Annotated in this window: 26 protein-coding genes and 1 riboswitch; of the genes, 16 read left to right on the top strand and 10 right to left on the bottom strand. The window is 52.6% G+C overall.

All coding sequences use genetic code 11. The features are described from left to right. From AP057_RS03165 to argC, 4 genes are read right to left on the bottom strand one after another with little or no spacing between them, the layout of a single operon-like run. Complete coding sequence (locus AP057_RS03165; protein WP_055358042.1) at positions 1-1161, bottom strand: acetylornithine transaminase; 1161 nt, start codon at positions 1159-1161, stop codon at positions 1-3. Further along, positions 1158-1943: an acetylglutamate kinase gene (gene argB, locus AP057_RS03170; RefSeq protein WP_055358043.1), complete on the bottom strand. Its 786-nt coding sequence runs from the start codon at positions 1941-1943 to the stop codon at positions 1158-1160. Before argB ends, AP057_RS03165 begins: the two co-directional genes overlap by 4 nt. Positions 1944-1955: 12 nt before the next feature. After that, complete coding sequence (gene argJ / locus AP057_RS03175; RefSeq protein WP_055358044.1) at positions 1956-3188, bottom strand: bifunctional ornithine acetyltransferase/N-acetylglutamate synthase; 1233 nt, start codon at positions 3186-3188, stop codon at positions 1956-1958. A gap of 17 nt (positions 3189-3205) precedes the next feature. Beyond that, positions 3206-4240, bottom strand: coding sequence for an N-acetyl-gamma-glutamyl-phosphate reductase (gene argC / locus AP057_RS03180; RefSeq protein WP_049624662.1), 1035 nt, complete (start codon positions 4238-4240; stop codon positions 3206-3208). 324 nt (positions 4241-4564) lie between these two features. On the opposite strand from argC, the gene AP057_RS03185 reads away from it, so the two are divergent. Beyond that, on the top strand, positions 4565-5251 hold the full coding sequence (locus AP057_RS03185) for a Crp/Fnr family transcriptional regulator (RefSeq protein ID WP_049626625.1): 687 nt from the start codon (positions 4565-4567) through the stop codon (positions 5249-5251). A 265-nt stretch (positions 5252-5516) separates the two neighbouring features. Here AP057_RS03185 and adhP read toward each other — a convergent pair whose 3' ends face one another. After that, positions 5517-6530: an alcohol dehydrogenase AdhP gene (adhP, locus tag AP057_RS03190; protein ID WP_049626626.1), complete on the bottom strand. Its 1014-nt coding sequence runs from the start codon at positions 6528-6530 to the stop codon at positions 5517-5519. Between the two features lie 502 nt (positions 6531-7032). On the opposite strand from adhP, the gene AP057_RS03195 reads away from it, so the two are divergent. The 6 genes from AP057_RS03195 (at position 7033) to AP057_RS17735 (ending at position 14394) form a co-directional block, all read left to right on the top strand. After that, a complete protein-coding gene (locus AP057_RS03195; RefSeq protein WP_011230510.1) occupies positions 7033-7911 on the top strand; it encodes an IS982 family transposase in 879 nt (292 codons plus the stop codon). 98 nt (positions 7912-8009) lie between these two features. After that, positions 8010-9917, top strand: coding sequence for an asparagine synthase (glutamine-hydrolyzing) (gene asnB / locus AP057_RS03200; RefSeq protein ID WP_049625525.1), 1908 nt, complete (start codon positions 8010-8012; stop codon positions 9915-9917). Positions 9918-10119: 202 nt separating this feature from the next. Beyond that, positions 10120-10315: riboswitch (cobalamin riboswitch) on the top strand. 129 nt (positions 10316-10444) lie between these two features. Continuing rightward, entirely contained in the window at positions 10445-12727 is a 2283-nt protein-coding gene (locus tag AP057_RS03205; RefSeq protein ID WP_055358045.1) for a ribonucleoside-diphosphate reductase subunit alpha, read from the top strand. Between the two features lie 74 nt (positions 12728-12801). Continuing rightward, complete coding sequence (locus AP057_RS03210; protein WP_055358094.1) at positions 12802-13842, top strand: ribonucleotide-diphosphate reductase subunit beta; 1041 nt, start codon at positions 12802-12804, stop codon at positions 13840-13842. A gap of 200 nt (positions 13843-14042) precedes the next feature. Next, complete coding sequence (locus AP057_RS17730) at positions 14043-14195, top strand: hypothetical protein (RefSeq protein ID WP_023633957.1); 153 nt, start codon at positions 14043-14045, stop codon at positions 14193-14195. Between the two features lie 31 nt (positions 14196-14226). Next, the gene (locus tag AP057_RS17735) at positions 14227-14394 is read left to right on the top strand and encodes a gamma-glutamylcyclotransferase (protein ID WP_227412717.1); all 168 of its coding nucleotides are present in this window, start codon (positions 14227-14229) and stop codon (positions 14392-14394) included. Positions 14395-14563: 169 nt separating this feature from the next. Here the strand turns inward: AP057_RS17735 and AP057_RS03215 are convergent, their stop codons facing one another. Together AP057_RS03215 and AP057_RS03220 are read right to left on the bottom strand one after the other, a co-directional pair. Then, complete coding sequence (locus AP057_RS03215) at positions 14564-15100, bottom strand: HD domain-containing protein (RefSeq protein WP_013146000.1); 537 nt, start codon at positions 15098-15100, stop codon at positions 14564-14566. 129 nt (positions 15101-15229) lie between these two features. Next, a complete protein-coding gene (locus AP057_RS03220) occupies positions 15230-15583 on the bottom strand; it encodes a 2Fe-2S iron-sulfur cluster-binding protein (RefSeq protein WP_049626477.1) in 354 nt (117 codons plus the stop codon). A gap of 136 nt (positions 15584-15719) precedes the next feature. On the opposite strand from AP057_RS03220, the gene AP057_RS03225 reads away from it, so the two are divergent. Further along, the gene (locus AP057_RS03225) at positions 15720-16184 is read left to right on the top strand and encodes a hypothetical protein (RefSeq protein ID WP_011230416.1); all 465 of its coding nucleotides are present in this window, start codon (positions 15720-15722) and stop codon (positions 16182-16184) included. Positions 16185-16354: 170 nt separating this feature from the next. Here AP057_RS03225 and AP057_RS03230 read toward each other — a convergent pair whose 3' ends face one another. Together AP057_RS03230 and AP057_RS03235 are read right to left on the bottom strand one after the other, a co-directional pair. Then, on the bottom strand, positions 16355-17209 hold the full coding sequence (locus tag AP057_RS03230) for a family 1 encapsulin nanocompartment shell protein (RefSeq protein ID WP_055358046.1): 855 nt from the start codon (positions 17207-17209) through the stop codon (positions 16355-16357). Between the two features lie 15 nt (positions 17210-17224). Continuing rightward, a complete protein-coding gene (locus AP057_RS03235; RefSeq protein ID WP_235468445.1) occupies positions 17225-17827 on the bottom strand; it encodes an IMEF encapsulin system ferritin-like cargo protein in 603 nt (200 codons plus the stop codon). A 524-nt stretch (positions 17828-18351) separates the two neighbouring features. Here AP057_RS03235 and murB point away from each other — a divergent pair. The 3 genes from murB to AP057_RS03250 all read left to right on the top strand — a co-directional run bounded on the left by murB (position 18352) and on the right by AP057_RS03250 (position 20572). Further along, on the top strand, positions 18352-19266 hold the full coding sequence (gene murB, locus AP057_RS03240; protein ID WP_015374224.1) for a UDP-N-acetylmuramate dehydrogenase: 915 nt from the start codon (positions 18352-18354) through the stop codon (positions 19264-19266). Positions 19267-19363: 97 nt separating this feature from the next. Next, on the top strand, positions 19364-19900 hold the full coding sequence (locus tag AP057_RS03245) for a diacylglycerol kinase family protein (protein ID WP_235468447.1): 537 nt from the start codon (positions 19364-19366) through the stop codon (positions 19898-19900). Between the two features lie 45 nt (positions 19901-19945). After that, positions 19946-20572: a VC0807 family protein gene (locus tag AP057_RS03250; protein WP_055358048.1), complete on the top strand. Its 627-nt coding sequence runs from the start codon at positions 19946-19948 to the stop codon at positions 20570-20572. Positions 20573-20839: 267 nt separating this feature from the next. On the opposite strand, the gene AP057_RS18010 is transcribed toward AP057_RS03250, so the two are convergent. Further along, entirely contained in the window at positions 20840-20974 is a 135-nt protein-coding gene (locus AP057_RS18010) for a hypothetical protein (protein WP_255350125.1), read from the bottom strand. A 437-nt stretch (positions 20975-21411) separates the two neighbouring features. Here AP057_RS18010 and AP057_RS03260 point away from each other — a divergent pair, with 437 nt between their 5' ends. From AP057_RS03260 to menC, 5 genes are all read left to right on the top strand, one after another. Next, on the top strand, positions 21412-22155 hold the full coding sequence (locus tag AP057_RS03260; RefSeq protein WP_055358095.1) for a threonine/serine exporter family protein: 744 nt from the start codon (positions 21412-21414) through the stop codon (positions 22153-22155). Between the two features lie 12 nt (positions 22156-22167). After that, the gene (locus AP057_RS03265; RefSeq protein WP_020279520.1) at positions 22168-22593 is read left to right on the top strand and encodes a threonine/serine exporter family protein; all 426 of its coding nucleotides are present in this window, start codon (positions 22168-22170) and stop codon (positions 22591-22593) included. Positions 22594-22709: 116 nt separating this feature from the next. Then, complete coding sequence (locus tag AP057_RS03270; protein WP_055358049.1) at positions 22710-23879, top strand: M20 peptidase aminoacylase family protein; 1170 nt, start codon at positions 22710-22712, stop codon at positions 23877-23879. Then, a complete protein-coding gene (locus AP057_RS03275; RefSeq protein WP_055358050.1) occupies positions 23854-24693 on the top strand; it encodes a GNAT family N-acetyltransferase in 840 nt (279 codons plus the stop codon). The genes AP057_RS03270 and AP057_RS03275 overlap by 26 nt, the downstream gene beginning before the upstream one ends. Next, the gene (gene menC, locus AP057_RS03280; RefSeq protein WP_055358051.1) at positions 24690-25817 is read left to right on the top strand and encodes an o-succinylbenzoate synthase; all 1128 of its coding nucleotides are present in this window, start codon (positions 24690-24692) and stop codon (positions 25815-25817) included. Before AP057_RS03275 ends, menC begins: the two co-directional genes overlap by 4 nt. Positions 25818-25833: the final 16 nt, after the last annotated feature.

Below are 25833 nucleotides of genomic sequence, written 5' to 3' on the forward strand. Positions count from 1 at the left end.
TTACAAGACGGCTGAGGCGTTGGCGTTGTTCAACACGTTTGTCAAAATGTCCACCGCTTCATCGATTTCCGCTTTCGTCACGACAAGCGGCGGCAACAGGCGGATCACGCTCGGCCCCGCCGAAAGGACGAGCAAGCCGTTTTCGTGAATCAATGGCAACAGCGGTGCGACGTCCGTTTGGCACTCGATTCCGACCAGCAGCCCGAGTCCGCGCACGTCCTTGACGATGTCAAGCGAAGCGAGCGCGTCATGGAGGAGTGCAAGCAAATAGCGGCCTTTCTCCTGCACATCTTGCAAAAACGCCGGATCAAACACCACTTCTAACGTCGCCTTGGCGGCAGCCATCGCGATCGGGTTGCCGCCAAACGTCGACCCGTGCACCCCAGGTCCAAACGATTCTTTCAAAAACGCTTTGCCGATCATCGCCCCAACCGGAATGCCGCTGCCAAGCCCTTTCGCTGCGGTGATGATGTCCGGCTCCACATCAAAGTGCTGGTACGCAAACGGCTTCCCAGTCCGGCCGATGCCAGTTTGCACCTCATCGATGATCAAAAGCGCCCCGTGCTGTTGACACAGCTCCGACGCTGTCTGCAAAAACGCCGGGTCAACCGGGCGGACGCCGCCTTCCCCTTGGACGACTTCAAGCATGACTGCCGCCACTTCTTCGCTCATCGCCTGCTTGAGCGCGTCGACATCATTCAACGGCAAGTGAATGAATTCCGGAAGCAGCGGACCAAAACCGCTATACACTTTCTCCTGCCCGGTCGCGGCCATCGTCGCGAACGTGCGGCCGTGAAACGACTGGCGGAACGTAATGACTTTGTGTCTCCCGGTATGTTTGCGCGCCAGCTTCAGCGCCGCCTCGTTTGCTTCCGCCCCGCTGTTGCAGAAAAAAACATAATCGCCGGCGCTGTGGGCGACAAGCAAGGAGGCGACCTCTTCTTGAATCGGGATCGTAAACAAGTTCGAGACGTGCCAATATTGATTCAGCTGTTGTTCAATGCCCGTTTGGACATGCGGATGGCGATGGCCGAGATTGCAGACGGCAATGCCGGAAACAAAGTCGAGATATTGTTTTCCGTTCACATCGGTCACCACCGTCCCTTCGGCCGACTGGACGGCGATATTCCAACGGTTGTAAGTTGGAAAGAGCGCGCTCATGATGAGTAGACCCCCACTTCGTTTTCTTTTCGAATTGTTGTCCCATACCATGTTCCGTTCTGATAAAACGTTGTTTTGCCACTGACGATCATCACTTCCGGCAACGCATCGGACAGGGCGGAGAGCGCCGCTTGCACTTTCGGGATCATCCCGCCCGTGATGACGCCGTCTTCGATCAGTCGTTCAATCATTTCCACCGTCGCCTCAGCCACGAGCGCACCGTCTCGCAAAATGCCGGGCACGTTCGTCACAAACACGAGCTGGCTGGCGCCGATGGCCGCTGCGACCGCCCCGGCGGCCGTGTCGGCGTTAATGTTGTACGTTTGCCCGTTTTGGTCGATGCCAAGCGGGGAAATGACCGGGATGTAGCCCGCCGCAAGCAGCGTGCGCAACAGCTGGGAACGAACGGTTTTCACACGGCCGACATAGCCGAGTTTGGCCAAGTCGATCGGTTCTGCTTCAAGCAGCCCCCCGTCCACGCCGGAAACACCGACCGCGGGCAAACCGTGCTGCCTGAGCATCGCGACAAGCTGTTTGTTCACTTTGCCGGAGAGCACCATTTCCACAACCGCGAGCACGTCTTTCGTCGTCTTCCGCAAGCCGTTGACAAACTCGCTCGGCACGGACAATTTTTTTAACATGTGTCCGATTTCCGGCCCGCCGCCGTGGACGATGACGACCTCCATCCCTTGTTTTCGCATTGCGTTCACGCTGGCAAAAAAGGCGGGAGACAGCTCATCAAGCACGCTGCCGCCGCATTTGATGACGACCGTTTTCCCCATCGTTCTCTCTCCTTACGTCCGATAGCTGGCGTTAATTTTCACATAATCGTATGTCAAATCGCAGCCCCACGCAACGCCGACACCATCGCCTATATGCAAATCGACCTCAATGACGACCGTCTCTTGTTGCAAATACGCCGCCGCTTCTTCTTCCGAGAACGGCTGCGGCTCGCTTCCTTTCAGCATCACCATCGTCCCGATGGCGACATCGACGTTGTCCGGGTTCACTTCGGCATCCGAATAGCCGATCGCGCCGATGATCCGCCCCCAGTTGGCGTCCGCGCCGTAAACGGCCGTTTTCACTAAGTTGGAGCCAACGATTTGCTTGGCGATTTTTTTCGCTTCCTCATCCGTTTTCGCGCCGCGCACGCGCACTTCAATGAGCTTCGTCGCCCCCTCGCCGTCTTTGGCGATTTGCTTCGCCAAATCTTCGCACGTTTTCCGCAGCGCCTCGTAAAAGTGTTCCCAGTCCGGATGATCCGGCGTCAACTCATCATTTCCAGCAAGACCGCTTGCCATCACGACGACCATATCATTTGTCGACGTATCGCCGTCGACCGTAATTTGGTTAAACGAAACGTCCGTAATCGACCGCAGCGCCGCGTGCAGCACCGGCGACGAAACATTGGCATCCGTCGTGATGAATGCGAGCATCGTCGCCATGTTCGGATGGATCATCCCCGATCCTTTCGCCGTTCCGCCGACGGTGACCGTTTTCCCGTCGATCGTTGTTTGGTAACAAGCGCGCTTCATCACCGTATCAGTCGTTAAAATCGCCGTTTGAAACGCCTCCGCATCCGCCATCGTCACCCCTGGAACAAGCTGTTTGATGCCGGCGCGAATTTTTTCCATCGGCAAATATTCCCCGATCACGCCCGTTGAAGCGACGGCCACATGGTGCAGCGCCAGGCCAAACTGTTTCGCGCACAACTCGCGCATTTCATAGGCGTCCTTGAGCCCTTGCGCACCAGTGCAGGCGTTCGCGCATGCACTGTTGACGATGACCGCCTGCAATTTTTGTTCTACAGCGAGGCTCGCCTGCGTCACTTTGAGCGGCGCCGCCTGAAAATGGCTTTGCGTATACACCGCCGCCGCCGAAGCGGGCACGTCGCATAGAATAACCCCTAAATCGTTTTTCGAATAGCGCAGCCCGGCATTCACCCCGGCCGCTTGAAATCCTTTCGGCGTAACCACTGTTCCATCGACGACCGCCGTTACTTGCGCCGTTTGTTTCGTTGCTGTCATTGTTCGTTCCCCTTCCCTCACGGATAGATCGGCAAGGATCGGAGGCCCTCCGCCTCATCCCACCCCATCATCAAGTTGAAGTTTTGCACCGCCTGCCCGGCAGCGCCTTTCATCAAGTTGTCGATCACCGACACGACCGTCACCCGTCCCGTCCGCTCATCGTAGGCGAGGCCGATGTCGCAATAATTTGATCCGTACACTTCTTTCGTCGCTGGAAATTGCCCGACCTTGCGAACACGGACAAACGACGAACCTTCATAACTTGTTTTATATAAATCTACCAAATCGTTTGGCGAAATCGATTGTTTCGCCTTCGCATAGATCGTCGCCATAATGCCCCGTGTCATCGGAATCAAATGGGTGCTGAACGTAATTGGCTCCATCGCTTCATTCCACGTTTGCAGCGTTTGCTCAATTTCCGGAATGTGCTGATGGACGTTCACTTTATAAATTTTCACGTTTTCGTTCACTTCGGAAAAATGCGTCCCAAGCCCTGCTTTCCGCCCCGCGCCCGATACGCCGGACTTGGCGTCAACGATGATCGAATCTTCCTGAATCAATCCTTCTTTGACAAGCGGCGCCAGGCCAAGCAGCGTCGCCGTCGGATAACAGCCCGGGTTGGATAGGAGCACGGCCTCGCGCACCGCCTCCCGATTCCACTCGGTCAGCCCGTACACCGCCTTTTGCAAATATTCCGCCGGCGCCGTCTGCCGCCCGTACCATTGTTCGTACACCGCTCCGTCTTTCAAACGGAAATCGCCCGATAAATCGATCACTTTCACTCCCCGATCCACGAGCGCCGGCGCCCACTCCCCGGACACCCCGGGCGGCGTGGCGAAAAAGACCGCATCGTAACGGGAAAGCGCCTCGATTTCAAGTTTATGCAACACCGCACCATCGACCGAACCGACGTGCGGGAAACTTTCCGATACATGAACCCCGTCCTGCGACGACGAGAACACGTCGCAACGGCTCACATGCGGATGCCCGTATAGCAAGCGGAACAACTCCGCGCCGCTGTACCCCGTCGCCCCGATAATGGCTACGTTCATCATGTTCCCCCTCACCCGTATGCCTCATGTAGTTCTCATTATAATACTGTATAAAAATAAAATCAAATGTATATTTAATAATTTTCAAGGATTTTTTTCTTGCCCCTCCCTCCGTCTATGGGAAACGAATACCGATTTGTCCCGGCAGCCAAGGTGCATCCTTGACTCCATCGCCCTCATGTTCTTGGGATGCAAAGACTTTCACAAACGATTCCACCGATGTTCAACAAGTTTTTTAATCTTTCCACTATCCTTATATTGACTTCCCTCTTTTTTCCTGTAAACTTTTATATAGCGATACATTTTACGTAAGGTTGTGATCGGATGAACGAGATGGAATCTCGTGAATGGCAGAAGTGGCTTACACCGCTTGGGCGCGATCTTCGCCTTGAGAAGGGAACGTACTTGTTTCAAGAAGGGGAAAAAGCAGACGATATTTACTATATCCAATCGGGGAAAATCCAAATCAGCAAAATGGACATGGACGGACAGGAGCTCGCGCTGCGCATTTGCAGCGAGGGCGATTTGATCGGCGAGCTGACACTGTTTTGCCCTGGCGCCCGCTACATGCTGACGGCGAAAGTGCTGGAAGACGGCGTCGTTTCCGCCATTAAGCGCGAGACGCTCGAACAAGAACTTGCCAACAATCCGACGCTGGCGATCGAGTTGATGAAATGGATGAGCCTCCATTTCCGCAAAACGCAGACGAAATTCCGCGACTTGATTTTACACGGCAAAAAAGGAGCGCTCTATTCAACGCTCATCCGTTTGTGCAACAGCTACGGCGTCATGAAAGAAGACGGCATTTTGATCGACGTGCCGCTGACGAACCAAGAGCTCGCCAACTTTTGCGGCACCTCCCGTGAAGTCGTCAACCGCATGCTCGGCGATTTGCGGAAAAAAGGCGTCATCTCCGTGCAAAAAGGCAAAATCCGCGTCCACGACCTGCAATACTTGCGCGACCAAATCGCCTGCGAAGGCTGCCCGCCCGAGCTGTGCAGCATCGACTGACGGGCGGGTGCGGAAAAAAAAGGAGCTCCTTTTTAATGGTTGGTTGCACTTTCATTTTAAGGGGATCCTCATGCAAGGGCTATTTTTATGCTTGTTTGAGTTTATCTAGCACCACGGGTAATATGCTATACCTCCTGAGCCGTCTGATCGACCGTATCGGACGTTTTGTGGGACGTAAATAAGGAAGAGCTTCATGATCATCAAGTATTTTCCGTTGAAGTAAAATAAGAAGGCGCCCTCAGACGCCTTCTTTTTAATCTACTTTTTAATCTACTTTTAACACGACGCGGCCGTTAATTTGCCCTTTTAACATACGATCGAATACGTCGTTAATGTTTTCAAGCGGTTGCACTTCGACAATTGTTTTTACTTTTCCTTCTGCTGCAAACTGAAGTGCCTCTTGTAAGTCTTTGCGCGTACCAACGATAGAACCAATAATTTTTACTCCATTTAATACTGTATCGAAAATTGGAATAGGTATTTCTTCCGGCGGTAATCCGACGAGTACGCAAGCACCACCGCGACGAATGGATTTGTAGGCTGATTCGAACGCGGCTTTTGAAACAGCTGTGACGACAGTCGCATGCACACCGCCCACTTTTTCTTTTATCCATTGTGCTGCATCATCATGTTTCGGATTGACGACAAGATCTGCACCAAGTTGTTTAGCAAGCTCAAGTTTTTCATCACCTAAATCGACAGCAACGACGTTTAACCCCATCGCCTTTGCGTATTGGACTGCGACATGTCCAAGTCCGCCGATACCGTAAATGGCTACCCATTCACCTGGTTTTGCGCCTGTTACTTTGAGCGCTTTATATGTTGTTACACCAGCGCAAAAGATTGGAGCGGCTTCTTCAAACGATAAGTTATCAGGAATTTTTACGACATAATCGGCTGCAGCACGGCAATATTCAGCATAACCACCATCGACGGAATAGCCAGCGTTTTGTTGATGTTCGCATAATGTTTCTTGTCCGCTTAAGCAATAGTCACAATGACCGCACGCCGAATAAAGCCAAGGGATACCTACGCGATCTCCAACTTTTAAATGTGTTACCCCAGGACCTACTTCTTCAATTACACCGACGCCTTCATGGCCAGGAATGAGAGGCAGTTTAGGCTTTACAGGCCAGTCGCCATGTGCGGCATGCAAGTCTGTATGGCATACCCCACACGCTTTGATGCGCACTAATACTTCCCCGTATGAGATCTTAGGTTTTTCCACTTCTTTCACTTGTAACGGCTTTTTAAATTGTTCCACAACTGCAGCTTTCATGATTATAATCCTCCTTCTAGGCAAAAAGGGACTTTTTGATCTGTACATATGTAGTGTAGCATACATTTAACTTGTGAAAAATATCGCAAATAAAATATTCACAAAAATGAAAAATATTTTTGGATAAAAAGTTAAAAATTTGGTTCGGGAGTTGACATCATATAAAGTTTCTGTTCTAGTCATATAGTGTAAATGGATTTACGTCAAATTTTTGGACACAAAAAAGTTAATTTTTTACTAAGTTCCTGCCCCTTTAAGAGTGGGGAGCGATGACGCTTGACATGGAGCCTCTGCGGGCATGATTCTACTGCCGAGAAGCCAGATGTTACAACATCAGCATCGCCAAACAAGGCTATCATGCCCGCCACTCCATGTAAAGCGGGTGCACAATCTTAATACAACCCGTGGTGCTAGATAAACTTGAGCAAGCATAAAAATAGCCCTTGCTGGCGGATCTCCTGTAGAATGAAAGTGCGACCTGCCATTCGAAAGGAGAATCCCCATGCAAGAGCACTTTCATTTTACTACAGATCGAGCCAAGATTCAAAAGCAATATGCCGCCATTTTCGTTTTTGTTTCTGCTCAACTTTCATGCATTCAGGTGCATCTTCATCGTCGAAATCGCCATTTGGTCAAGCAAGAGGACGCTGTCATCATCGCCATTCATCTTTTAGGAAAGCTGCTCGGTTTTACATCCGAACGGGCATGGCATCGTTTTGTCACGGGAAATTTGTTCACAAACGGCTCGTTTCTTGAACGCTCCCGATACAACCGCCGTTGCCGGGCGCTTGGTTTCGCCATCAAATGGATCCGGCATGAGCTGGCAAAACGCGGTCAACATCATGCCTATGCCGTCGTKGACAGCTTGCCGCTCCCGTTGTGCCATACGGCAAGAATGCATCGCGTYAAACGGTTTCAAGAGATCGCCGACATCGGGTATTGCGCTTCCAAAAAGCAATGGTACTACGGGTTGAAGCTGCACCTTCAAGTGACCGATCAAGGGCTGCCAATGGGGTATGTGGTGACGGAAGCATCTTGCCACGATCGAATCGCAGCCGAAAGCGTGATGACCCAAATTCCCCACCCGTATAACTTTGGGGACAAAGGATTCATTAGCCGTGACTTGCAAAAAAGGCTGTACGAAGAATACCAAATGGCGCTTTGGACTCCGTCTCGAAAAAACCAGAAACATCGTGCGTCTGAGACATGGGAGCAGTGGATCCAACAAAAACGCAAAGTGATCGAGACGGTGTTCTCGGTTCTGGTTGATCACTATCGCATCACGGGGATCCGAGCCAATTCGATTATCGGATTTGAAGTGGCACTAGACGGTATATTGTTAGCTTATTCCCTGGTTACACTTGGGCTAGTTGAGCGATAAAGCTCAACTAGCACCACGGGTCATTTTAGTTTTAAACAAAAAGGTTTTTGGTGTTGTTTTTGAATTCTTCTTAGCAAAGTGGAGGGACAATCATCGCCATGTGCGGTTTTATTGGCTGTATTCATGATCGCCCGAGAGCGATTGAGCAAACATGGAAAACAACGTTGGTGGAGATGAACCGCCTGATTACCCATCGCGGCCCCGACGATGAGGGGTATTTTTTTGATGACTACGTGAGTTTTGGCTTTCGGCGGCTGAGCATCATCGATCTGGAGGCGGGACATCAGCCGCTGTCTTATGAAAACGATCGATATTGGATCATTTTTAACGGGGAAATTTACAACTATCTTGAATTGCGGGAAGAGCTGGCGGCGAAAGGATATTCGTTTGCGACGCATTCGGATACCGAGGTGATTGTCGCCCTTTACAGCGCGGAAAAAGAAAAAGCGGTCGAAAAGCTGCGCGGGATGTTTGCGTTTGTCATTTGGGACAAGCAAGAGAAAACGGTGTTTGCGGCGCGGGATCCGTTCGGCATTAAGCCGTTTTTTTATGCGGAGCAAGGAGACTGCACGTTTTTCGCTTCGGAAAAGAAAAGCATCTTGCTCGCTCTGGGACAGGAGTCGCTAAACGGCGATTCCCTGCAGCATTATTTAACATTCCAATATGTCCCTGAGCCGCTGACGATGTCGGCCGGCATTTACAAGCTGGAGCCGGGGCATTATCTCAAGAAACAAGTCGGAAAACCGCTCACGATTCATCGTTATTGGAAGGCATCCTTCGACCCCATTCGCCAATCGGAAGAGGAGCTTGTAAAGAAAATCCGCGATGCGCTGTTTGATTCGGTCAACGTCCATATGCGCAGCGATGTGCCGGTCGGTGCGTTTTTGTCGGGAGGCATTGATTCATCGTTCATCGTCGCCATCGCGAAACAATTCCATCCGCACCTGAAGACCTTTTCCGTCGGATTTGAGCGGGAAGGGTTCAGTGAAATCGATGTCGCAAAAGAAACGGCAGAGAAGCTTGGGGTAGACAACATTAGCTATGTCATCTCACCGCAGGAGTATATGGAAGAGCTGCCGAAAATTATGTGGCATATGGACGATCCGCTTGCCGATCCTGCGGCGGTGCCGCTTTATTTTGTCGCTCGTGAGGCGAGAAAGCATGTCACGGTTGTGCTTTCTGGCGAAGGGGCGGACGAGCTGTTCGGCGGTTACAACATTTACCGCGAACCAGAGTCGCTGCGGCTGTTTGTGCGTATGCCAAACATCGTAAAAGCGGTGTTGCGGATGATCGCGAAGCTGCTTCCGGACGGAATGAAAGGAAAAAGCTTTTTGGAGCGCGGCACGACGCCGCTTGAAGAGCGGTATGTCGGCAATGCCAAAATCTATAGCGAAAAGGAAAAAGCGGCGCTGCTCAAAACGTACCGAGGAGGGTGCGAATATACGGCGGTGACGGCTCCGTTTTACCGCGAAACGCTTCATGACCCGCCCGTCAACCGGATGCAGTATATTGATCTTCATACATGGCTAAGGGGCGATATTTTAGTCAAAGCGGACAAAATGACGATGGCCCATTCGCTTGAGCTGCGCGTTCCCTTTTTAGACAAAAAGGTATTTGAGGTTGCTAGGCAAATCGCCCCTGATATGAAGATAGCCAACGGTACGACGAAATATATTTTACGTAAAGCCGCCGAAGGCATCGTGCCGGATCATGTGTTAAACAGGAAAAAATTAGGGTTCCCCGTGCCGATTCGCCACTGGCTGAAAAACGAAATGTATGACTGGGCGAGACAGCTCATCAACGAAAGCGAAACTGATCATCTGTTCCATAAGGACGTGCTCTATCGGCTGCTGGATGAACATGCCCGCCACAAGGCGGACCACAGCCGCAAGCTGTGGACGGTGTTGGCGTTTATGGTTTGGCATCAAGTGTATGTGGAAAAGAAGTACGATTTTGCTTCATCCGCACAAAGCGAGGAGCGGCCAGCGTCTGTTTTGGAGGCGTAGCAGGGAAACGACAGGGCGTTCTAAGGGCGACACCTAGAACGCCTTTTTCGATGGTGCGGACAGTTTCCTTGCCTTTGGCGAAGCGAAAGAGAAAATTTGCTTTCTCCCGCTCTTGCAATTTTCCCGGTTTTGGTATATGCTTGTTCCATCAGGATGCTAAACTACTATATATTGGTTTTGAGGTCTTTTTTTACAACTACATATTGTTCTGCCAAGCAACGGTGTCCATCAGGACTTAATAGGGAATCCGGTGCGAATCCGGAACTGCCCCCGCAACTGTATGTGCGGACGAAATGGGATGGCCACTGGCGGCAAGAGCTGTTCGGCGCGCCGCTGGGAAGGCCCCAAAGTAGGACGATGCACGAGTCAGGAGACCTGCCTTGCTTGGAACGTTTCATGTTCTTCGGGGTGTGAGAAGATGAAACGATAGGGGAAAAGAACAAAGGGTTCGTCTGCCTTTTTTCGTCTGTCGTTTCATCCGCTCGCCTGCCCGAGCGGATTTTTTTATGGAAGGAGAGAAGAAACGAATGACCACATTGACGAAAACGGTCATCCTCGATGATCAAGGGAAGTCGGTTTCGTTTTCACGTGAAGAGTTTGTGTCGCTGATTGGGCAAGCCGCCGCTGGATTCGGCCGTCTGTCGCTTGATGAATACGTCGAGCGTGTTTGGCAGCTTCTTAGCCGAAAGGAGTCCGTCACGGTAGAACAGCTGCACCAAACGGCTATTTTGGAAGGACTTTCTTACATTGATGAAGAGGAGCCGGACTGGACGTTTGTGTGCGCCCGGCTGTATTTGCGGCAATTGTACCGTGAAGCGGCGCGGCAGCGCGGGTACGATGAACGCGAGCGGTATGGCGATTTCTACTCGCTGCTTGTTGCGCTGACGGAACAAGGGGTGTACAGTCCGTTCTTGCTTGAACGTTATACGAAAGAAGAAGTCGACGCCATCGGTGCGTTTCTTGATCCGGAGAAGGACAAGCTGTTTACGTACATTGGGCTGCGCACGCTCGCGGACCGGTATTTGGCGCGCGATTATGAGCGGCGGTTGTATGAATTGCCGCAGGAGCGGTTTTTGGTCATTGCCATGACGCTCATGGCGAATGAACCGCAAAAGCGGCGCCTTGCGCTCGTGAAGGAAGCGTATTGGGCGTTAAGCAACTTATACATGACCGTGGCGACGCCGACGCTTGCCAACGCTGGGAAGTCGTACGGCCAGCTGTCGAGCTGCTTTGTCGATACGGTCGATGACAGCTTGCAAGGAATTTATGACAGCAACACCGACATCGCCAATTTGTCGAAATCGGGCGGCGGCATCGGCGTCTATTTAGGCAAAATCCGGTCGCGCGGCAGCGACATCAAAGGATTCAAAGGGGTCTCCTCCGGCGTCATCCCGTGGATGAAGCAGTTGAACAATACAGCGGTGAGCGTCGATCAGTTGGGACAGCGAAAAGGAGCCATTTCCGTCTATTTAGATGTATGGCATAAAGACATTTTTGCGTTTCTCGATGCGCGGCTCAACAACGGCGACGAACGGCTGCGGACGCATGATTTGTTCACCGGCGTGTGCATCCCTGATTTGTTCATGGAGCAAGTCGAACAGCGCGGCGACTGGTACTTGTTTGATCCGCATGAAGTGCGGAAGGTGATGGGGTTTAGCTTGGAAGATTTTTATGATGAGGAAAAAGGGCGCGGGAGTTTCCGCGAGAAATATTGGCAATGCGTCAACGAACCAAGGCTGTCGAAAGAAAAAGTGCCGGCGATCGACGTGATGAAAAGCATTATGCGCAGCCAGCTCGAGTCGGGGACGCCGTTTATGTTTTACCGCGATGAAGTGAACCGGCAAAACCCGAACCGCCATCTCGGGATGATCTACTGCAGCAACCTTTGCACGGAAATCGCGCAAAACCAAAGCCCGACAGTGACGAAGCGGCAATATGTGAAAGACGGGACGATCATCATTGAGAAAATCCCAGGCGATTTTGTCGTCTGCAACTTATCGTCGATCAACTTGGCGCGGGCGGTGACCGACGGCGTTTTGGCGCGGCTGATCCCGATTCAAATGCGGATGCTCGATAATGTCATTGATTTAAACAATATCCCTGTGCTGCAAGCCGGCCTGACGAACGAAAAATACCGCGCTGTCGGGCTTGGAACCTTTGGCTGGCATCATTTGTTGGCGTTAAAAGGCATTCGCTGGGAGTCGGACGAAGCGGTCCGCTATGCCGACGAGCTGTATGAAACGATCGCGTATTTGGCGATTCAAGCGAGCATGGAGCTCGCCAAAGAGAAAGGGAGCTACCCGGCGTTTCCAGGATCGGATTGGCAGACAGGCGCTTATTTTGAGCGGCGCGGCTACGAAAGCCACGGTGAATTGGATTGGGATCGGCTGAAGCAAGACGTGGCCCGCTATGGGATGCGAAACGGCTATGTGATGGCGGTGGCGCCGAACGCCTCGACGTCGATCATCGCCGGCAGTACAGCGAGCATTGACCCGATTTTCTTAAAAGTGTACGCCGAGGAAAAGAAAGATTATAAGATTCCCGTTACGGTGCCGGATTTAAACGAACAGACGACATGGTATTACAAATCGGCGTACCATATCGACCAGCGCTGGAGCATCAAGCAAAACGCCGCCCACCAGCGCCATATCGACCAAGCCATCTCCTTTAATTTCTACGTCGTGAACACGATTAAGGCAAAAGAGCTGCTCGATTTGCATTTGACGGCGTGGAAGTCGGGGCTGAAAACGACGTATTACGTGCGTTCGACATCGGGGACGATCGACGAGTGCGATTCTTGCGCGAGCTGACGGTCTTCCCCCAGACGTTGCCGATTCCGGGGAAAGATTCACGCCGAAGCTTAGCTGAAAGGGAGGAATGGATCATGACAATCAGCTTAGTCAAACGGCCGATTATGGATCCAGAGGCGCCGAACCGTTCGACGGGCATTATCAACGGCCGCTGCTCGAATGTGTTGAACTGGGACGATATCGCCTACCCATGGGCGTATGCGAAATATAAGCGAATGCTCGCCAACTTTTGGACACCGTTTGAAATCAATATGGCCCAAGATGTGAAGCAGTTTCCGCAGCTGACCGCCCGCGAACAGGAGGCGTTTTTGAAAATCATCGGCCTGTTGGCGCTGCTTGACAGCATTCAAACCGATTACGCGGGACGTGTGGCGGATTACATTACCGATCCAAGCATCAATGCCTTGATGATCATGCTTGCCCAGCAGGAAGTCATTCACAACCATTCGTATTCGTACGTGCTCTCGAGCCTTGTGCCGAAAGCAAAGCAAGATGAAGTGTTCGACTTTTGGCGAAACGAACCGACGCTGCGCAAGCGGAACGATTTTGTGACGAACGGCTACAAGGCGTTTGCCGAAGAGCCGAACGTGGAGAACTTGCTGCGGTCGATCGTCTTTGACGTTATTTTAGAAGGATTGTTTTTCTACTCGGGGTTCGCCTTTTTCTACAACCTCGCGCGCCAGCAAAAAATGGTGGCGACGAGCACGATGATCAATTACATCAACCGTGACGAGCACATTCATGTTGATTTGTTTACAAAAATTTTCAAGGAAGTGTTGAACGAATACCCGGAGTATCGGACGCCGGAGCTTTCCGATTTTGTCCGTGAAACGTTTACGAAAGCGGCTGAGCTGGAAATCGAATGGGCCGGGGAAATCATCGGGAATGACATCGATGGCATCGACTTGGCTGATTTGGAAGCGTACATTAAGTTTTACGCCAACGTCCGCGCTCATCAGCTCGGTTTTGACCGCCCGTTTGACGGCTATCGGACGAACCCGCTCCGCTGGATTAAAGCGTATGAAGAAGTCGACCTCGGCAAATCAGACTTCTTCGAGCAAAAACCGCGCCAATATACGAAAGTGCAAGTGGATAATGGGTTTGATGAGCTGTAAGGAAAACCGCGTTGGGGCATCGTCCAACGCGGTTTTTTGCCGGAAAACATGATTAACGGAGGGATTCTCGCTGCATTATACAATGGGGAAGAGAAAAGGAAAAGAGATGTTGCGGCTTGTTGTCGGACGGTAGGCTTGGGCGCCTTACCTTGGTATAATGAGAAAAAACTTGCTTTTGAATGCGAAAGGGGACGGGAGAAGTGGGGAAAAAACAGGAAATCGAACGGCTGCGCGAGCAATTGAATCAGTGGCTCGTGGAAGAGGAGCACGACAATGACGAGGTATGGCTGAAGAGGGGGGGAAGCGATTTTTCAACGTTTCGCTCAGCTGGGTTCAAGCGCCATCGCCTATAACCAGCTTGGCGACCCGGAAACGGCGCTTGCCATACTTGACCAGCTTGAAGGGTATCACGGCCCGGGACAGCCTAACCATTATGAACGGATCACCGTGACCGCCATAGATGCTGATGGCGAGAAGTACACGTGTTACACGTACGTGTACCCATCAGAACGAAAAGAGTGGCTTGAGCAACACGCCAAACTTAAAGCGTGAGTGGACGATGAGGATATAAGAGGGCATTCGATGGTATGTATCGTTCTGTGTCGCTGGCGCGCGAGCAGCCCACCTGATGAAAGGGTGAGCTGTTTCCGTTCAGAGCATACATTGTTCGTGGCGATGTTTCGCGTCTGTTCAAGGGGAATGGCGACATCAAGGCAAGCGGTCAAACAATATCCCCGAGTCGCTCTTTTCCGTGCTGACGGCTGACGAGTTCGTCGAGCTGGCGGATTTTTTTCCACGCTAAGTCGTCGCTGATCGTTCGATAATGGTGGCGGCCGCCGGGCTCCTCGTCGGCTTCGTCGGCCCATTTGACGATGGCTTGAAGCGGCGTTCGTTTCCATTCTCCTTCTGGAAGGTAGGAATCGGTATGAAGCAAAATCGCCAGGGCAATTTCCTTAGCGTTTTGCGGATGTTCGCCAAGGCGGATCAGCAGCTTATGGGCGCGCTCGGCCCCTTTGATGGCATGGATGTCGTTTTGCCGGTATTGTTCGTAGTCCCAACGGCCGTTTTTGTACCATGTGTAATGGCCGATATCATGAAGCAGTGCCGCTTTTGTCGCCAAGTCGACGTTTACTCCGTGGCGGAGGGCAAGGTGGTAGGCATGGTACGCCGCGGTGATGGCGTGGGCGAGGCCGGATCGTTTTAAATATTTTTGCGCAATCGGATGGGCAAAGACGTCGGTTAAGGTGACCGTTCTCATAGGCATCCCCTCCGTTTTTTGTATTTCTCACCATCATACCATGGCGTAAAGAGTCAGGCAATGAGAGAAAGTAGGTGGGAGCGGTTGCATGGGAAAAAATAAGCCGATCGTGCTAAAATAGCGCTCGGCTTATTGGATTTGTGCTTGGCAGGCAAGCCGTTTGGCTGGTTGATCCGTTTTTTCGCGCTCGCGCCGCGTTTTCGGAGCGAGAAGGTGAGCGCCGGCGAGAACGGTGACCATGCAACGGCCACACGTTCCTTTTTTGCATTTGTGATCGAGCAGAACACCTTGTCCTAGGGCGGCGTCAAGAAGCGAAACGCCGGGGGCTGGCTGCACGGTGAACGTTTTCCCTTTTTGTTCGATTTGAATGACAGACGGCCGCACGGCGGACGGCCCATCGGGCTTAGGCGGCGCGGCAGAAATGGAGCGCTCCGATGGCCGGACGGCAGGCTTCAGTGAGCCGACCGTGAATGTTTTATCCATTTTTTTACACATCTCCTTTAAATTACATGGTTAGTTTGAAAATGAATCTCATTTACATCCGAATGAATGATTGGTATCATAATAGTAAAAGGAATTGCGAAAACGCCATCTTGGCTAGGGACAAGGGGGAGACACCATGGGCATTCCGATGAACGGACTGCGCGATATGAAAGCGATTTTGGCCAACGAGCGAAAAGTCGGCGGCGCGGTGGAAGCGGCGCTTCTCCGCCTCCGTTCCGGCGAAGAATATCGAAACGTCTGCATCGTTCATATCGATCAACTAGGCGCCCAATACTATTCGGTCGGTTTTGTGACCGAACAAGGGGAACGGCTCATCGTCAACGTTCATGACATCAGCGTCATCTCTGCGCCTGAACATAAAAAAATTCGTGAGCTGAACAACGCCGCTTATAAACGGGAAGCCATCAACAACAAGCGGCGCTATTTAAAACGCCTCTTTGAGATTTATGAAGGCAGTTATACCGTTCATTTTTGGCGGGAAGCGAAAATGATTATCGATGACATCGGTGTTGAGGCGCTCAGCCCCGAATTGTCGCTGCTCGTCTCCAACGTTCAAGGACAAACGGCCCGCACCGCTTAATGGGAAAATCAAGAAACCGCCCGGCGATCTCCCCTATCGTCCGGGCGCGTCTTCGTTAAAGGGAATTTGCTGTAGCCTCGTTTTCATGGCGCGGATCGCTGGCCATATGCCGTTCTTGCTGTTTGATGGCAAGGGAAGCCCGCGTGTCGCTTCTCCGGATCAGGCGCTGCTCATGCTGACTCGTTCGGATCCTCGAGCGTGCAGATGGCGCTTGGACGTTTGATGCGCGGTACGACGGACTCATAGACGCGGAATAGGTAGTTCATATTTTCTGTGTCTAAAAACGCAGTTTGCATGTCGGCCGCGACAGCGAGGTCGATGTTTTGCCGGCCGGTGTCAATGACGACGCCGCGTTTGCCTTTAATGACCGGAGTTTGGTAAATGCCGGCGGTCATCAGCTCGCGGATGTGCTCAATTTCAAGCACGTGCGTTCCTTCATGGACGCGGTGGATCAACGCATACAATTCCGGCGACAAGACGAGCGCGTATGGGCCGGTATGGCCGAGCTGAAGCAGCTTGTTGCGTGCTTCGACGACGTCAGTAAAGGCGTTGCCCGATTTCATCCAATCGCTGCGAATGTGGGCGATTTTTCCTTTGACGTTCATAATGCCCGGCACATCAAATTCAGTTGAACCATTGAAAATCAAATCGTCCTCGAGCAGCGCGCACTGCTGGGCGGCGTTGGCGGCGGCGGAAAAGTCGATCGGGCTGCCGAGCTGTTTCGCCTGTTCAATGTCACGCCAGTACAAAATAAAGTCTTTATACAAAAGCGGGATCGTTAAATGCACGCGGCGCGCCGGCTCGGAAAGGCTCAGCTCTTTGCCGTGGAAGCTCATGTCCCCCTGTTCCGGGTTCATATAAATATCGTTGGCGACCGACTGGACACCTTCGCCGAGCGGACCGTACAAATCGATAAATCGGCGGCCGACGAGCTGGCGCCGCGCCGTTTCAATGACCAGTTCGTCAAGCTCGCCCCATTGGCTGCTTGTGAGCGGGGCTTCTGGATACAGCTTCATTTTATCCATGTTTCCTCTCCTTTCTTATCCGTGTTTTAAGCTGCCGACTGTCAGTTGCCGTCTCGTTCCGATCGATGGGCGGACAGGCGCCGGGTCGGAAGGAGGGACAGCGTACTGAGCCAGTTTCAAATGGTCTTTTTGATGCTCTTTTTCGTCCGTCGGCACTGAAGCGTCGAAAGACAATGGCGCATCGAGCGCACGGTTGAGCGTTTCGAGAGCGGCTTTCATCTGTTGGTAGTCCGCAGCGGTCATGTCGCGCAGTGCCGCAATCGCCGGTTCATGTTCCGTCCCTTTATAATGAAACAACGACAAATCGAGATGCTCCAAAAAGTTGTGCAAGCCGAATTTTTCTAGGCTGATGTCTTGCAACAGGCGCAAAAAGTCGCCGTTTTCCCGCGATAAGAACGCTTCGTCCGCCAATGCCTCCTCCAACTTTGGAAGCAGGGCGGCCAAACGGTCAAATCGGTGCTCCTCTTCTTCGTAAATATGATGCCAATACAGCCGTTCATGATCATCAACCGCTTGTTCAATTGTCGGCTCTAAAATCGCTTGAAACTGGCTGAGCGCCTCTTTCGACCGGCCGAGAATGGCGCTGACCTCTGCTAATGCGTCGTGTGCGTCGTGCAATGGACTCCCTCCCATGAAATGGTTGTTACCATTTTTTCCATATGTATATGATTGTAAACCTCTTTGCTCTCGTCCGCATTACAGATCAGCGAGCGAGAAAGCCCACTCCTCGAGGGGGGGATAAAAGCGAGCCGTTTTCTTCATAATTGAATGATGATGAAAAAAAAACGATACCATGTAATCGTTGCAAGGAGAAAGAAATGGTACTTGGCTGTTGCGGTCACATTTGAAGTGGAACCGCGACACGAAACAAAGGTGATGGGGGTTGATCTTGGATCGCGTAACGCGGTTCCGTTTTTTCAGCGGACAGACCGCTCCACTTTTCTGCACGCGAAGGGTGCTCCGTTTCCTGTAGATTGCTTTTTCCGTCCGGCAAAAACGTCACCTTTCCGCCCAGTCCCGAATAAAACAGAATAAGGAACATTGCCCACTTGATATGCGGCGCGATTCCGGCGATAATGGAAACGATGTGGAATGAATGCCGCCAAGCGGCATGGAATGAGAGAAGAAGGTGAGACAGAACGATGAAACGTGCGGAACATATTTATCAAAGACTCGTAGAGATTTGTGGGGAAAGAAACGTCCTGCGCGATGAGCCGATGAAAAACCATACATTAGTGCGGATCGGCGGCAAGGCTGATTTTCTGGTCTGGCCGGAAACGTACGAGCAAGTCATCGAGGTGTTGCGGCTGAAAGAGGAGTACGGCCTGCCGTTTACCCTTCTCGGCAACGGTTCGAACGTCATCATCCGCGACGGCGGGCTGCGCGGCATTGTCATGCAGCTGAAGCATCTCAACCGCATTTGGCGTGAAGGAAACAACGTGATCGCCCAAAGCGGGGCGGATATTAAAGCGGTGTCGCGGTTCGCGCTCGAACAACATCTCACCGGGTTGGAGTTTGCCTGCGGCATTCCGGGGTCGGTCGGTGGGGCGATTATGATGAACGCCGGAGCGTACGGCGGGGAAGTGAAAGATGTGCTTGACCATGTCAAGGTGGCGACGCTCGCCGGCGAGTTGAAAACATTGACAAACGAGGAACTGGAGCTCGGTTATCGAACAAGCATCATCAGCCGGACGCATGATATTGTGCTTGAAGTCGTCTTTTCCCTGCAGCCGGGCGACTATGCACAAATCAAGGCGAAAATGGATGATTTAACATTTCAGCGCGAATCGAAACAGCCGCTTGAGTATCCGTCGGTCGGCAGCGTGTTTAAGCGGCCGCCGGGCTATTTTGCCGGCAAGCTCATCCAAGACAGCGGCCTTCAGGGAAAAGGATTCGGCGGTGCGGAAGTGTCGACGAAGCACGCCGGATTCATCATTAACAAAAACAATGCGACGGCTGCCGATTACATCGCGACGATCGACATGGTGCGCAAAACCGTAAAGGAGAAGTTCGGAGTTGATTTAGAGCTGGAAGTGAAAATTATCGGTGAGGAATGATGACTGATCCGAATCCGGTTTGCGGGTTCGGATTTTTCTTATTTCGCCGAGAGGAAAAATGAAACAAACCGCCAATAGGTAAGAAAAGGGATTATCCGTGCCCGACGGCGCGTTTGCCAACAGCGTCGGCTGCGGTTTTGACGCCCATATCGCCCGCATGGCCAACCGTTCAAAATGGAAAGGGAGGCTGAATCGTTTTGGACTCGGTTCGTTCATTTATGTGTTTTATTTAGTAAGAGAGTTGTTTCGCTATCAACCGGTTGACCTTGATATTTGTGTGGATGGACAGAATTATTCGTTTTTGAAGGCCTGGCTGGCAACGGTTTCGAATCACCCATACTACGGTGGGGGAATGCGCATCGCCCCGTTCGCCCGGGGTGATGACGGCTTGCTTCATGTGACGGTCGTCGGGCCGATGCAGCGTTGGAAAATTCTTGGGCTGTTTTTAACCGTATTTTGGGGCGGGCATGTGCGAATGAAAGAAGTTTCCGTGTTTGCCGGGCGGAACGTGCACATTCGCCCCGCCGCTCCCGTCCCCGTTCACGCTGATGGAGAAGAAGCGGGGGTGGGAGAGGTGTCGGCTTGGATTGAGGCTAAAAGGATGCGAGTCATTGGCGCGGAACTCGGTGAATGATGAGGGCGTATGTGAAAAGAGAAAGGGAGAGTGAGGAGACAAGTGGTGGGGAAGCGGATGGTCATGTTTGATGTCGTATTCTATGTGGTGTTTCCGATCGTGCTTTGGCATGCATTGCGCAGCCCGGTTGGGGAGTACGGGGCGATGTTGATTTGTACCGTGCCGGGAGCGGTTTATACCGTTTATCGCTATTGGCGTATTCGCAAAGTGCAATGGTCCGGCACGTTTTTGATTGTTAATCTGGCCGTTAGTACGCTGTTGAACATATTCGCTGGCTCTGCGTTGCAGATGTTATGGAATGACGTCTGGTACTCGATTGTTTTGTCTGTCTTTTTTTTGGTGACGGTCGTTGTCAAGCGCCCGTTGTTGCTTTATTTTTCTCTTGATTTTGTGGAAATGCAGGGGGCTCCGCGCTCGGTCATGAAAAGACGGTTTTTGGAACGTGATGTCTTTTCACTTTTTCAATGGATCACTGTTGGTTTTGCTTTGCGCGACGGGCTGTTGGCGGCGATTAAGGCGTACTTGATCGTTCGCTACGACGTCGAAGCGTTTGACCGTGCGATTGTCATTCGCGAAGGCATTGGTTGGGGGATCACGATTCTCTGTATGTTGGGGTTTGTGCGTATTTCGAAAATCATCTCGGAGCGGGAGAACCGCCATCATTCGACGTGAGCGTAAAGGAGAGAAGCGGTCGAAAGCAAAACGGACAACTGAAGAAACAGGGAAAAGGGAGCGGCGTTGCACATGGCCAAACGCCAAGAGGGTGTCCCAAAAGGATCAGGACACCCCCTTTCGTCTCTCTATATACGGCATTGACCGCTTCTTCCGCACTATATTTCGTGTCTATCTTGAAGTCAGACAGCCTTTTGGGTCAGCCCCTTTCTCATTTTAAATGAAGAACTCATAATACGCAGGTGGCGGGAGTATGTCATTCGGAACTCATTTTCTATTGTTTTCTTGCTTGTTCTGTTTCCCTTGGCCTGCCGGATGGTCGGCTTTCACTTGCGGTGCAGCTGCCTGCTTCAGTTGTTGTGAATGGGAAACCGAGACACGAGACTCTGTTTGTTTGTTCACAGCAACCGCCGCTTGGTGTTTTTGACCGTTTGCTTTGGCGCTGGCAGCAGTTTTATGGTACATATTCCCTTTTGTTTCTATCTTGATCGCTTGCGTGGGGGACGAGTTCGTTTCGATTTTTGTGCTGGTGTTCGTTTGTTCATTTTGTTGAACCGCTGTCTCGTCTTCCGCCGGTGCGCTATTTTTCGACTGTGAGAGCGAAAAATCAGGCGAAAGAAACAGAAAAATAGGAAAGAAAGGGAAATGGTGAGAGTTCCTTCACGGTTTGGTAGTCAACCGCTTGTTTGCTATAATGGAAACAAGTTTGACAAAGACGATATCCGAGGCGGCTCCTGCCAATTTGTTTGGTGGGAGTTTGTTTTTGCGATGAGCGCCCGGCAGGGGAAAACGGGATGGCCAATGCCATGCCGGGTGAAAACGAAAGGAGCAAATCGGTCATGACGGAGCGGGTGGATGACATTGTTGATGTTTGTTTATTAGAGGGAAAATTGATGCTTGAAAGCGGTGGGGAGACGTACCGGGTGGAAGATACGATGGGGCGCATCGCCGCTTCGTTCGGTGTTTCCCGCTCTCACAGCTATGTGACCCCAACGGGCATTATGTTTTCCGTTGAGGGAACGAATGTAACAAGGTTTATTCGCATTTCCGAGCGTTCGACCGATTTATCCAAGATGGCGCTTGTCAACCACATTTCCCGCCGCATCAGCAGCGGCGAACTGTCGCTCGACGGAGCGCGCAAAGAACTGGAACGCGTTCAGCAGCTGCCACTCGGTTATCCGCTTTGGCAGCAAACCGTTGCCGCAGCGGCGGCGAGCGCTTGTTTTGCCTCGCTGTTAGGCGGCATGAATCATTTTCTCCCTTCCCTTCTTTCTGGTGGAATGGCGTTTTGGTGTTTTGAAATGATGCATCGGTTCGTGAAAATCCGATTCTTCGCTGAATTTTTTTCCGCTTTTGTCGCCGGTGGGATCGTGCTGTTGATGGAAAGTGCCGGATTTGTCAGGGACGTAGGAAACATGATGATTGGCTCGGTGATGCCGCTCGTGCCGGGGCTGGCGATTACCAATGCGGTGCGCGATTTAATGGCCGGCCATTTGATCGCCGGTTTGTCGAGCGGTGCTGAGGCGTTTTTAACCGCGTTTGCGATCGGCACCGGCATTGCCTTTATTTTATCGATTCGTTAGCAGGGAGTACCGATGATGATTGTGCAGCTGTTGCTTAGCTTTGTGGCGTCATCGCTGTTTGGCGTCATTTTCAATATTCCGAAACGATTGCTGCCGCACAGTGGATTTGTCGGCATGAGCGGCTGGGCGATGTATATGGCCGCCGCCCGGTCGGGGGTGGACGGTGTTGCCGCCACGTTTGCAGCGGCGTTTTTCGTCGCTTTTGTAAGCAACGGGTTCGCCCGCCGCTATCGAACGCCGGCGACGATTTTTATCGTTTCTGGCATTATTCCCCTTGTGCCGGGCGGAACAGCGTTTGAGGCGATGCGCCATGTTGTCATGAACGATTACAATGCGGCCATTTCACTAGCGGCAAAAGCGTTCATGATTTCTGGGGCGATTGCGATGGGGCTCATTTTTTCTGAGGTCGTCAACCAGCTGGTAAAGCGCCGCCCGTAATGGCACGTGTCTGTTTTTTTCAATCATTTGCCTATCGTTGTATTTGTTTGTCTGAATATTATAATGAATATAACGATGTTTTTTCTATTGATTTTGAAACAGCGGGGGAGAGTGGAATGAAAGACATTATCGAGCAGATGAAAGCGGAGCTATGGGAGGTTTTCGATCACCTTCACCGCCATCCAGAAATCAGCTGGGAAGAGTGGCAAACGACTGAATTTCTCCGCCGAGAGTTGGAGCGCGAAGGATATCGGGTGCGGACGTTTGCCGATTGCCCGGGTGTGGTGGCGGAAATCGGCGCCGGGCCGTTTACGGTTGGGGTGCGCAGCGATATGGATGCGCTTTGGCAAGAAGTGAACGGCGTTTGGCAGCCGAACCATGCGTGCGGACATGATGCCCACATGACGATCGTGCTCGGGGTGGCGAAGCTGCTTCGCCGCATCGGCTATGAGCCGCCGGGGACGCTCCGGTTTTTGTTCCAGCCGGCCGAGGAGAAAGGAACAGGGGCGTTAAAGCTGATCGAAAAAGGAGCGGTCGACGGCGTGTCGTTTTTATACGGCGTTCACCTGCGGCCGATTCAAGAAGTGAAAGGCGGATATGCGGCGCCGGCGATCATCCATGGGGCGGCGCAATGCATCGAAGGGCGGATCCGCGGTGTGGCGGCGCACGCGGCGCGGCCGCATTTAGGCGTCAATGTCATTGAAGTCGGCAGCACCATTGTGCAAGAGCTCGGCAAAATTCATGTCGATCCCCAAGTGCCGGCGTCGATCAAAATGACGAAGTTTCACGCCGGTGAAAAAGATGCGAACACGATCCCGGGCTACGCGGAATTCGCCCTTGATTTGCGGGCGCAAACGAACGAGGCGATGGAGCGGCTCGTTGAAGGGCTGCGTCATGTGATCAACGGGGTCGCTGCCATTTATGGGGCGGAGATTGAACTAGTGGAACGGACGCGCATTGTCGCCGCTCATCCTGATCCAGATGCGGTGCGGATGATGGAGGAGGCGATTATCGCGGCCTTGGGGACGGAAAAATGCGTTCCGCCGGTTGTGACATCGGGAGGAGAGGATTTCCATTTTTATTCCTTTCAAAAACCGGAGCTGAAAACAACGATGCTCGGATTGGGCTGCGACTTGCGTCCGGGGCTCCATCACCCGAACATGACGTTCCGGCGCGATGATTTGCTTTCCGGTGTGGAAATTTTGGCGCGAACGGTCATCAATACGTTTGCGACGTTTGCGCTGCAGGGGGAGAACGGGCGTGTCTCTGTCACTGCAAATCATTGAGACGATCGAACAGTTGAAAGAGATGGCCAAGCTTGAGGAGGAGATTTGGAAAACAGCGCCGGTTCCGCTCCATCAAACGTTGACGGCGGCAAAAAACGGCGGCATTGTGATCGGCGCGTATATGGACGGGAAACTCGTCGGCTTTGTGTATAGCTTCCCTGGGTTTCGAAACGGGGAAGTGTATCTTTGTTCCCATATGATGGGGATTGATGCTTCCTTTCGCGACCGAGGAATCGGCTACCGTCTGAAAAGGAAGCAGGCGGAAGAAGCGCGGCGGCGCGGCTACCGAGTCATCCGCTGGACGTATGACCCGCTGCAAAGCCGCAACGGCTATTTGAACTTGGCGAAGCTTGGGGCTGTTGGCGTCGAGTATGTGGAAAACTGCTACGGCGAAATGAATGACGCGTTGAACGGTCAACTGCCGTCTGACCGCTTCATCGTCGAATGGCGGCTTGATGAGCGTCCGACCGGGGAGCGGAGCTTGGCTAAAGCTGATCTTCTCAAGGCCAGAAGTCTGACGGTGCTCGAGGCAGGGCAAAGGGCTGACGGCCTATTGCAGCCGGTGCTGAGAGACATCGATGGAACAGCGGCGCCGTTGCTGTTGACAGCCATCCCGCTTGACTTTCCGCAGCTGAAAGAGCAGGATTTCGCGCTGGCGCTTGAGTGGCGGCTGGCGACGCGCGCCTTGTTTCAGCGGCTGCTTGCGGAAGGATGGATTGCCGCCGGCGCTTGGCGCTGCCTGGAGGAAGGGGTGCTTTATTACATATGGAAGCGGCGGAGTGAACGATGGCAGCAGAAAGGGGAAGAAGAATGACGATCAACATCGAGTACGTCATATTGCGCCATTTGCAAATGGAGTTGAAGGCGCCGTTTACGACGAGCTTCGGCACGTTTCAAAGGAAAGAGTTGATTTTAGTGGAAGTTGTCGATGGCGACGGCGTTTCCGGCTGGGGCGAATCGGTCGCATTTTCCGCCCCGTGGTACAGCGAGGAAACGGTGAAAACGAACTGGCATATGCTCGAGGATTTCCTTGTGCCGCTTGCGTTGGCTGAGCCGATTCACCACCCGGAGGAGCTGTCAAAGCGCTTTTCTGCCATCCGCCAAAACAACATGGCGAAAGCGGCGCTTGAGGGGGCGGTATGGGATTTGTACGCCAAGCGGCTCGGCGTTCCGCTTTCTCAAGCTCTCGGAGGAACGAAAAAGGACATTGAAGTCGGCGTCAGCATCGGCATCCAGCCGACGGTTGCCGATCTGCTTCAGGTGATGGAACGGTATGTGGCGCAAGGGTACCGGCGGATCAAGGTGAAAATCAAGCCGGGATGGGACGTTGATGTCATCCGCGACGTGCGGCGCGCGTTTCCTGACGTGCCGCTTATGGCCGATGCCAATTCAGCGTATACGCTTGCCGATGCGGATCGGCTGAAAGCGCTCGATGAATTCGGGCTGATGATGATCGAGCAGCCGCTCGCCGCTGACGATCTTGTCGATCACGCTCGGCTGCAGCCGCTTCTTCAGACGCCGGTTTGCCTTGATGAAAGCATTCGTTCCTATGACGATGCGCGCAAGGCGCTTGACCTTGGCAGCTGCCGCATCATCAACATCAAAATCGGGCGCGTTGGCGGGCTTGGCGAGGCGAAGCGCATCCACGATCTTTGCGCTGAGCGCGGTGCGCCGGTCTGGTGCGGGGGGATGCTGGAAGCAGGCGTCGGGCGCGCCCACAACATCGCGATCACGACGTTGGAAAACTTCACCCTTCCCGGCGACACCGCCGCGTCGTCGCATTATTGGGAGCGGGATATCATCACGCCGGAAGTTGAGGTGCACGGCGGCTTGATCCGCGTGCCGGACGCTCCCGGCATCGGCTATGACGTCGACCGCCGCCAAGTGGAGCGGTATACGCAGTTTGCGAAGGTGTTTCACCGTACGGCGACGGCATAAAGGATGATAAAGGGAG

Origin of the sequence: Geobacillus sp. Sah69, assembly GCF_001414205.1 — a bacterium.
Classification (GTDB): Bacteria; Bacillota; Bacilli; order Bacillales; family Anoxybacillaceae; genus Geobacillus; species Geobacillus stearothermophilus.

Coding starts and splice junctions, on each gene's coding strand:
- AP057_RS03265 (WP_020279520.1), top strand. CDS start 22,168: ATGATGATTGTGCAGCTGTTGCTTAGCTTTGTGGCGTCATCGCTGTTT.
- AP057_RS03220 (WP_049626477.1), bottom strand. CDS start 15,583: ATGGATAAAACATTCACGGTCGGCTCACTGAAGCCTGCCGTCCGGCCA.
- AP057_RS03230 (WP_055358046.1), bottom strand. CDS start 17,209: ATGGATAAAATGAAGCTGTATCCAGAAGCCCCGCTCACAAGCAGCCAA.
- AP057_RS03205 (WP_055358045.1), top strand. CDS start 10,445: ATGACCACATTGACGAAAACGGTCATCCTCGATGATCAAGGGAAGTCG.
- AP057_RS03185 (WP_049626625.1), top strand. CDS start 4,565: ATGAACGAGATGGAATCTCGTGAATGGCAGAAGTGGCTTACACCGCTT.
- argC (WP_049624662.1), bottom strand. CDS start 4,240: ATGAACGTAGCCATTATCGGGGCGACGGGGTACAGCGGCGCGGAGTTG.
- menC (WP_055358051.1), top strand. CDS start 24,690: ATGACGATCAACATCGAGTACGTCATATTGCGCCATTTGCAAATGGAG.
- AP057_RS03270 (WP_055358049.1), top strand. CDS start 22,710: ATGAAAGACATTATCGAGCAGATGAAAGCGGAGCTATGGGAGGTTTTC.
- AP057_RS03225 (WP_011230416.1), top strand. CDS start 15,720: ATGGGCATTCCGATGAACGGACTGCGCGATATGAAAGCGATTTTGGCC.
- AP057_RS03260 (WP_055358095.1), top strand. CDS start 21,412: ATGACGGAGCGGGTGGATGACATTGTTGATGTTTGTTTATTAGAGGGA.
- argJ (WP_055358044.1), bottom strand. CDS start 3,188: ATGACAGCAACGAAACAAACGGCGCAAGTAACGGCGGTCGTCGATGGA.
- AP057_RS03215 (WP_013146000.1), bottom strand. CDS start 15,100: ATGAGAACGGTCACCTTAACCGACGTCTTTGCCCATCCGATTGCGCAA.
- argB (WP_055358043.1), bottom strand. CDS start 1,943: ATGGGGAAAACGGTCGTCATCAAATGCGGCGGCAGCGTGCTTGATGAG.
- adhP (WP_049626626.1), bottom strand. CDS start 6,530: ATGAAAGCTGCAGTTGTGGAACAATTTAAAAAGCCGTTACAAGTGAAA.
- AP057_RS03165 (WP_055358042.1), bottom strand. CDS start 1,161: ATGAGCGCGCTCTTTCCAACTTACAACCGTTGGAATATCGCCGTCCAG.
- asnB (WP_049625525.1), top strand. CDS start 8,010: ATGTGCGGTTTTATTGGCTGTATTCATGATCGCCCGAGAGCGATTGAG.
- murB (WP_015374224.1), top strand. CDS start 18,352: ATGAAACGTGCGGAACATATTTATCAAAGACTCGTAGAGATTTGTGGG.
- AP057_RS03210 (WP_055358094.1), top strand. CDS start 12,802: ATGACAATCAGCTTAGTCAAACGGCCGATTATGGATCCAGAGGCGCCG.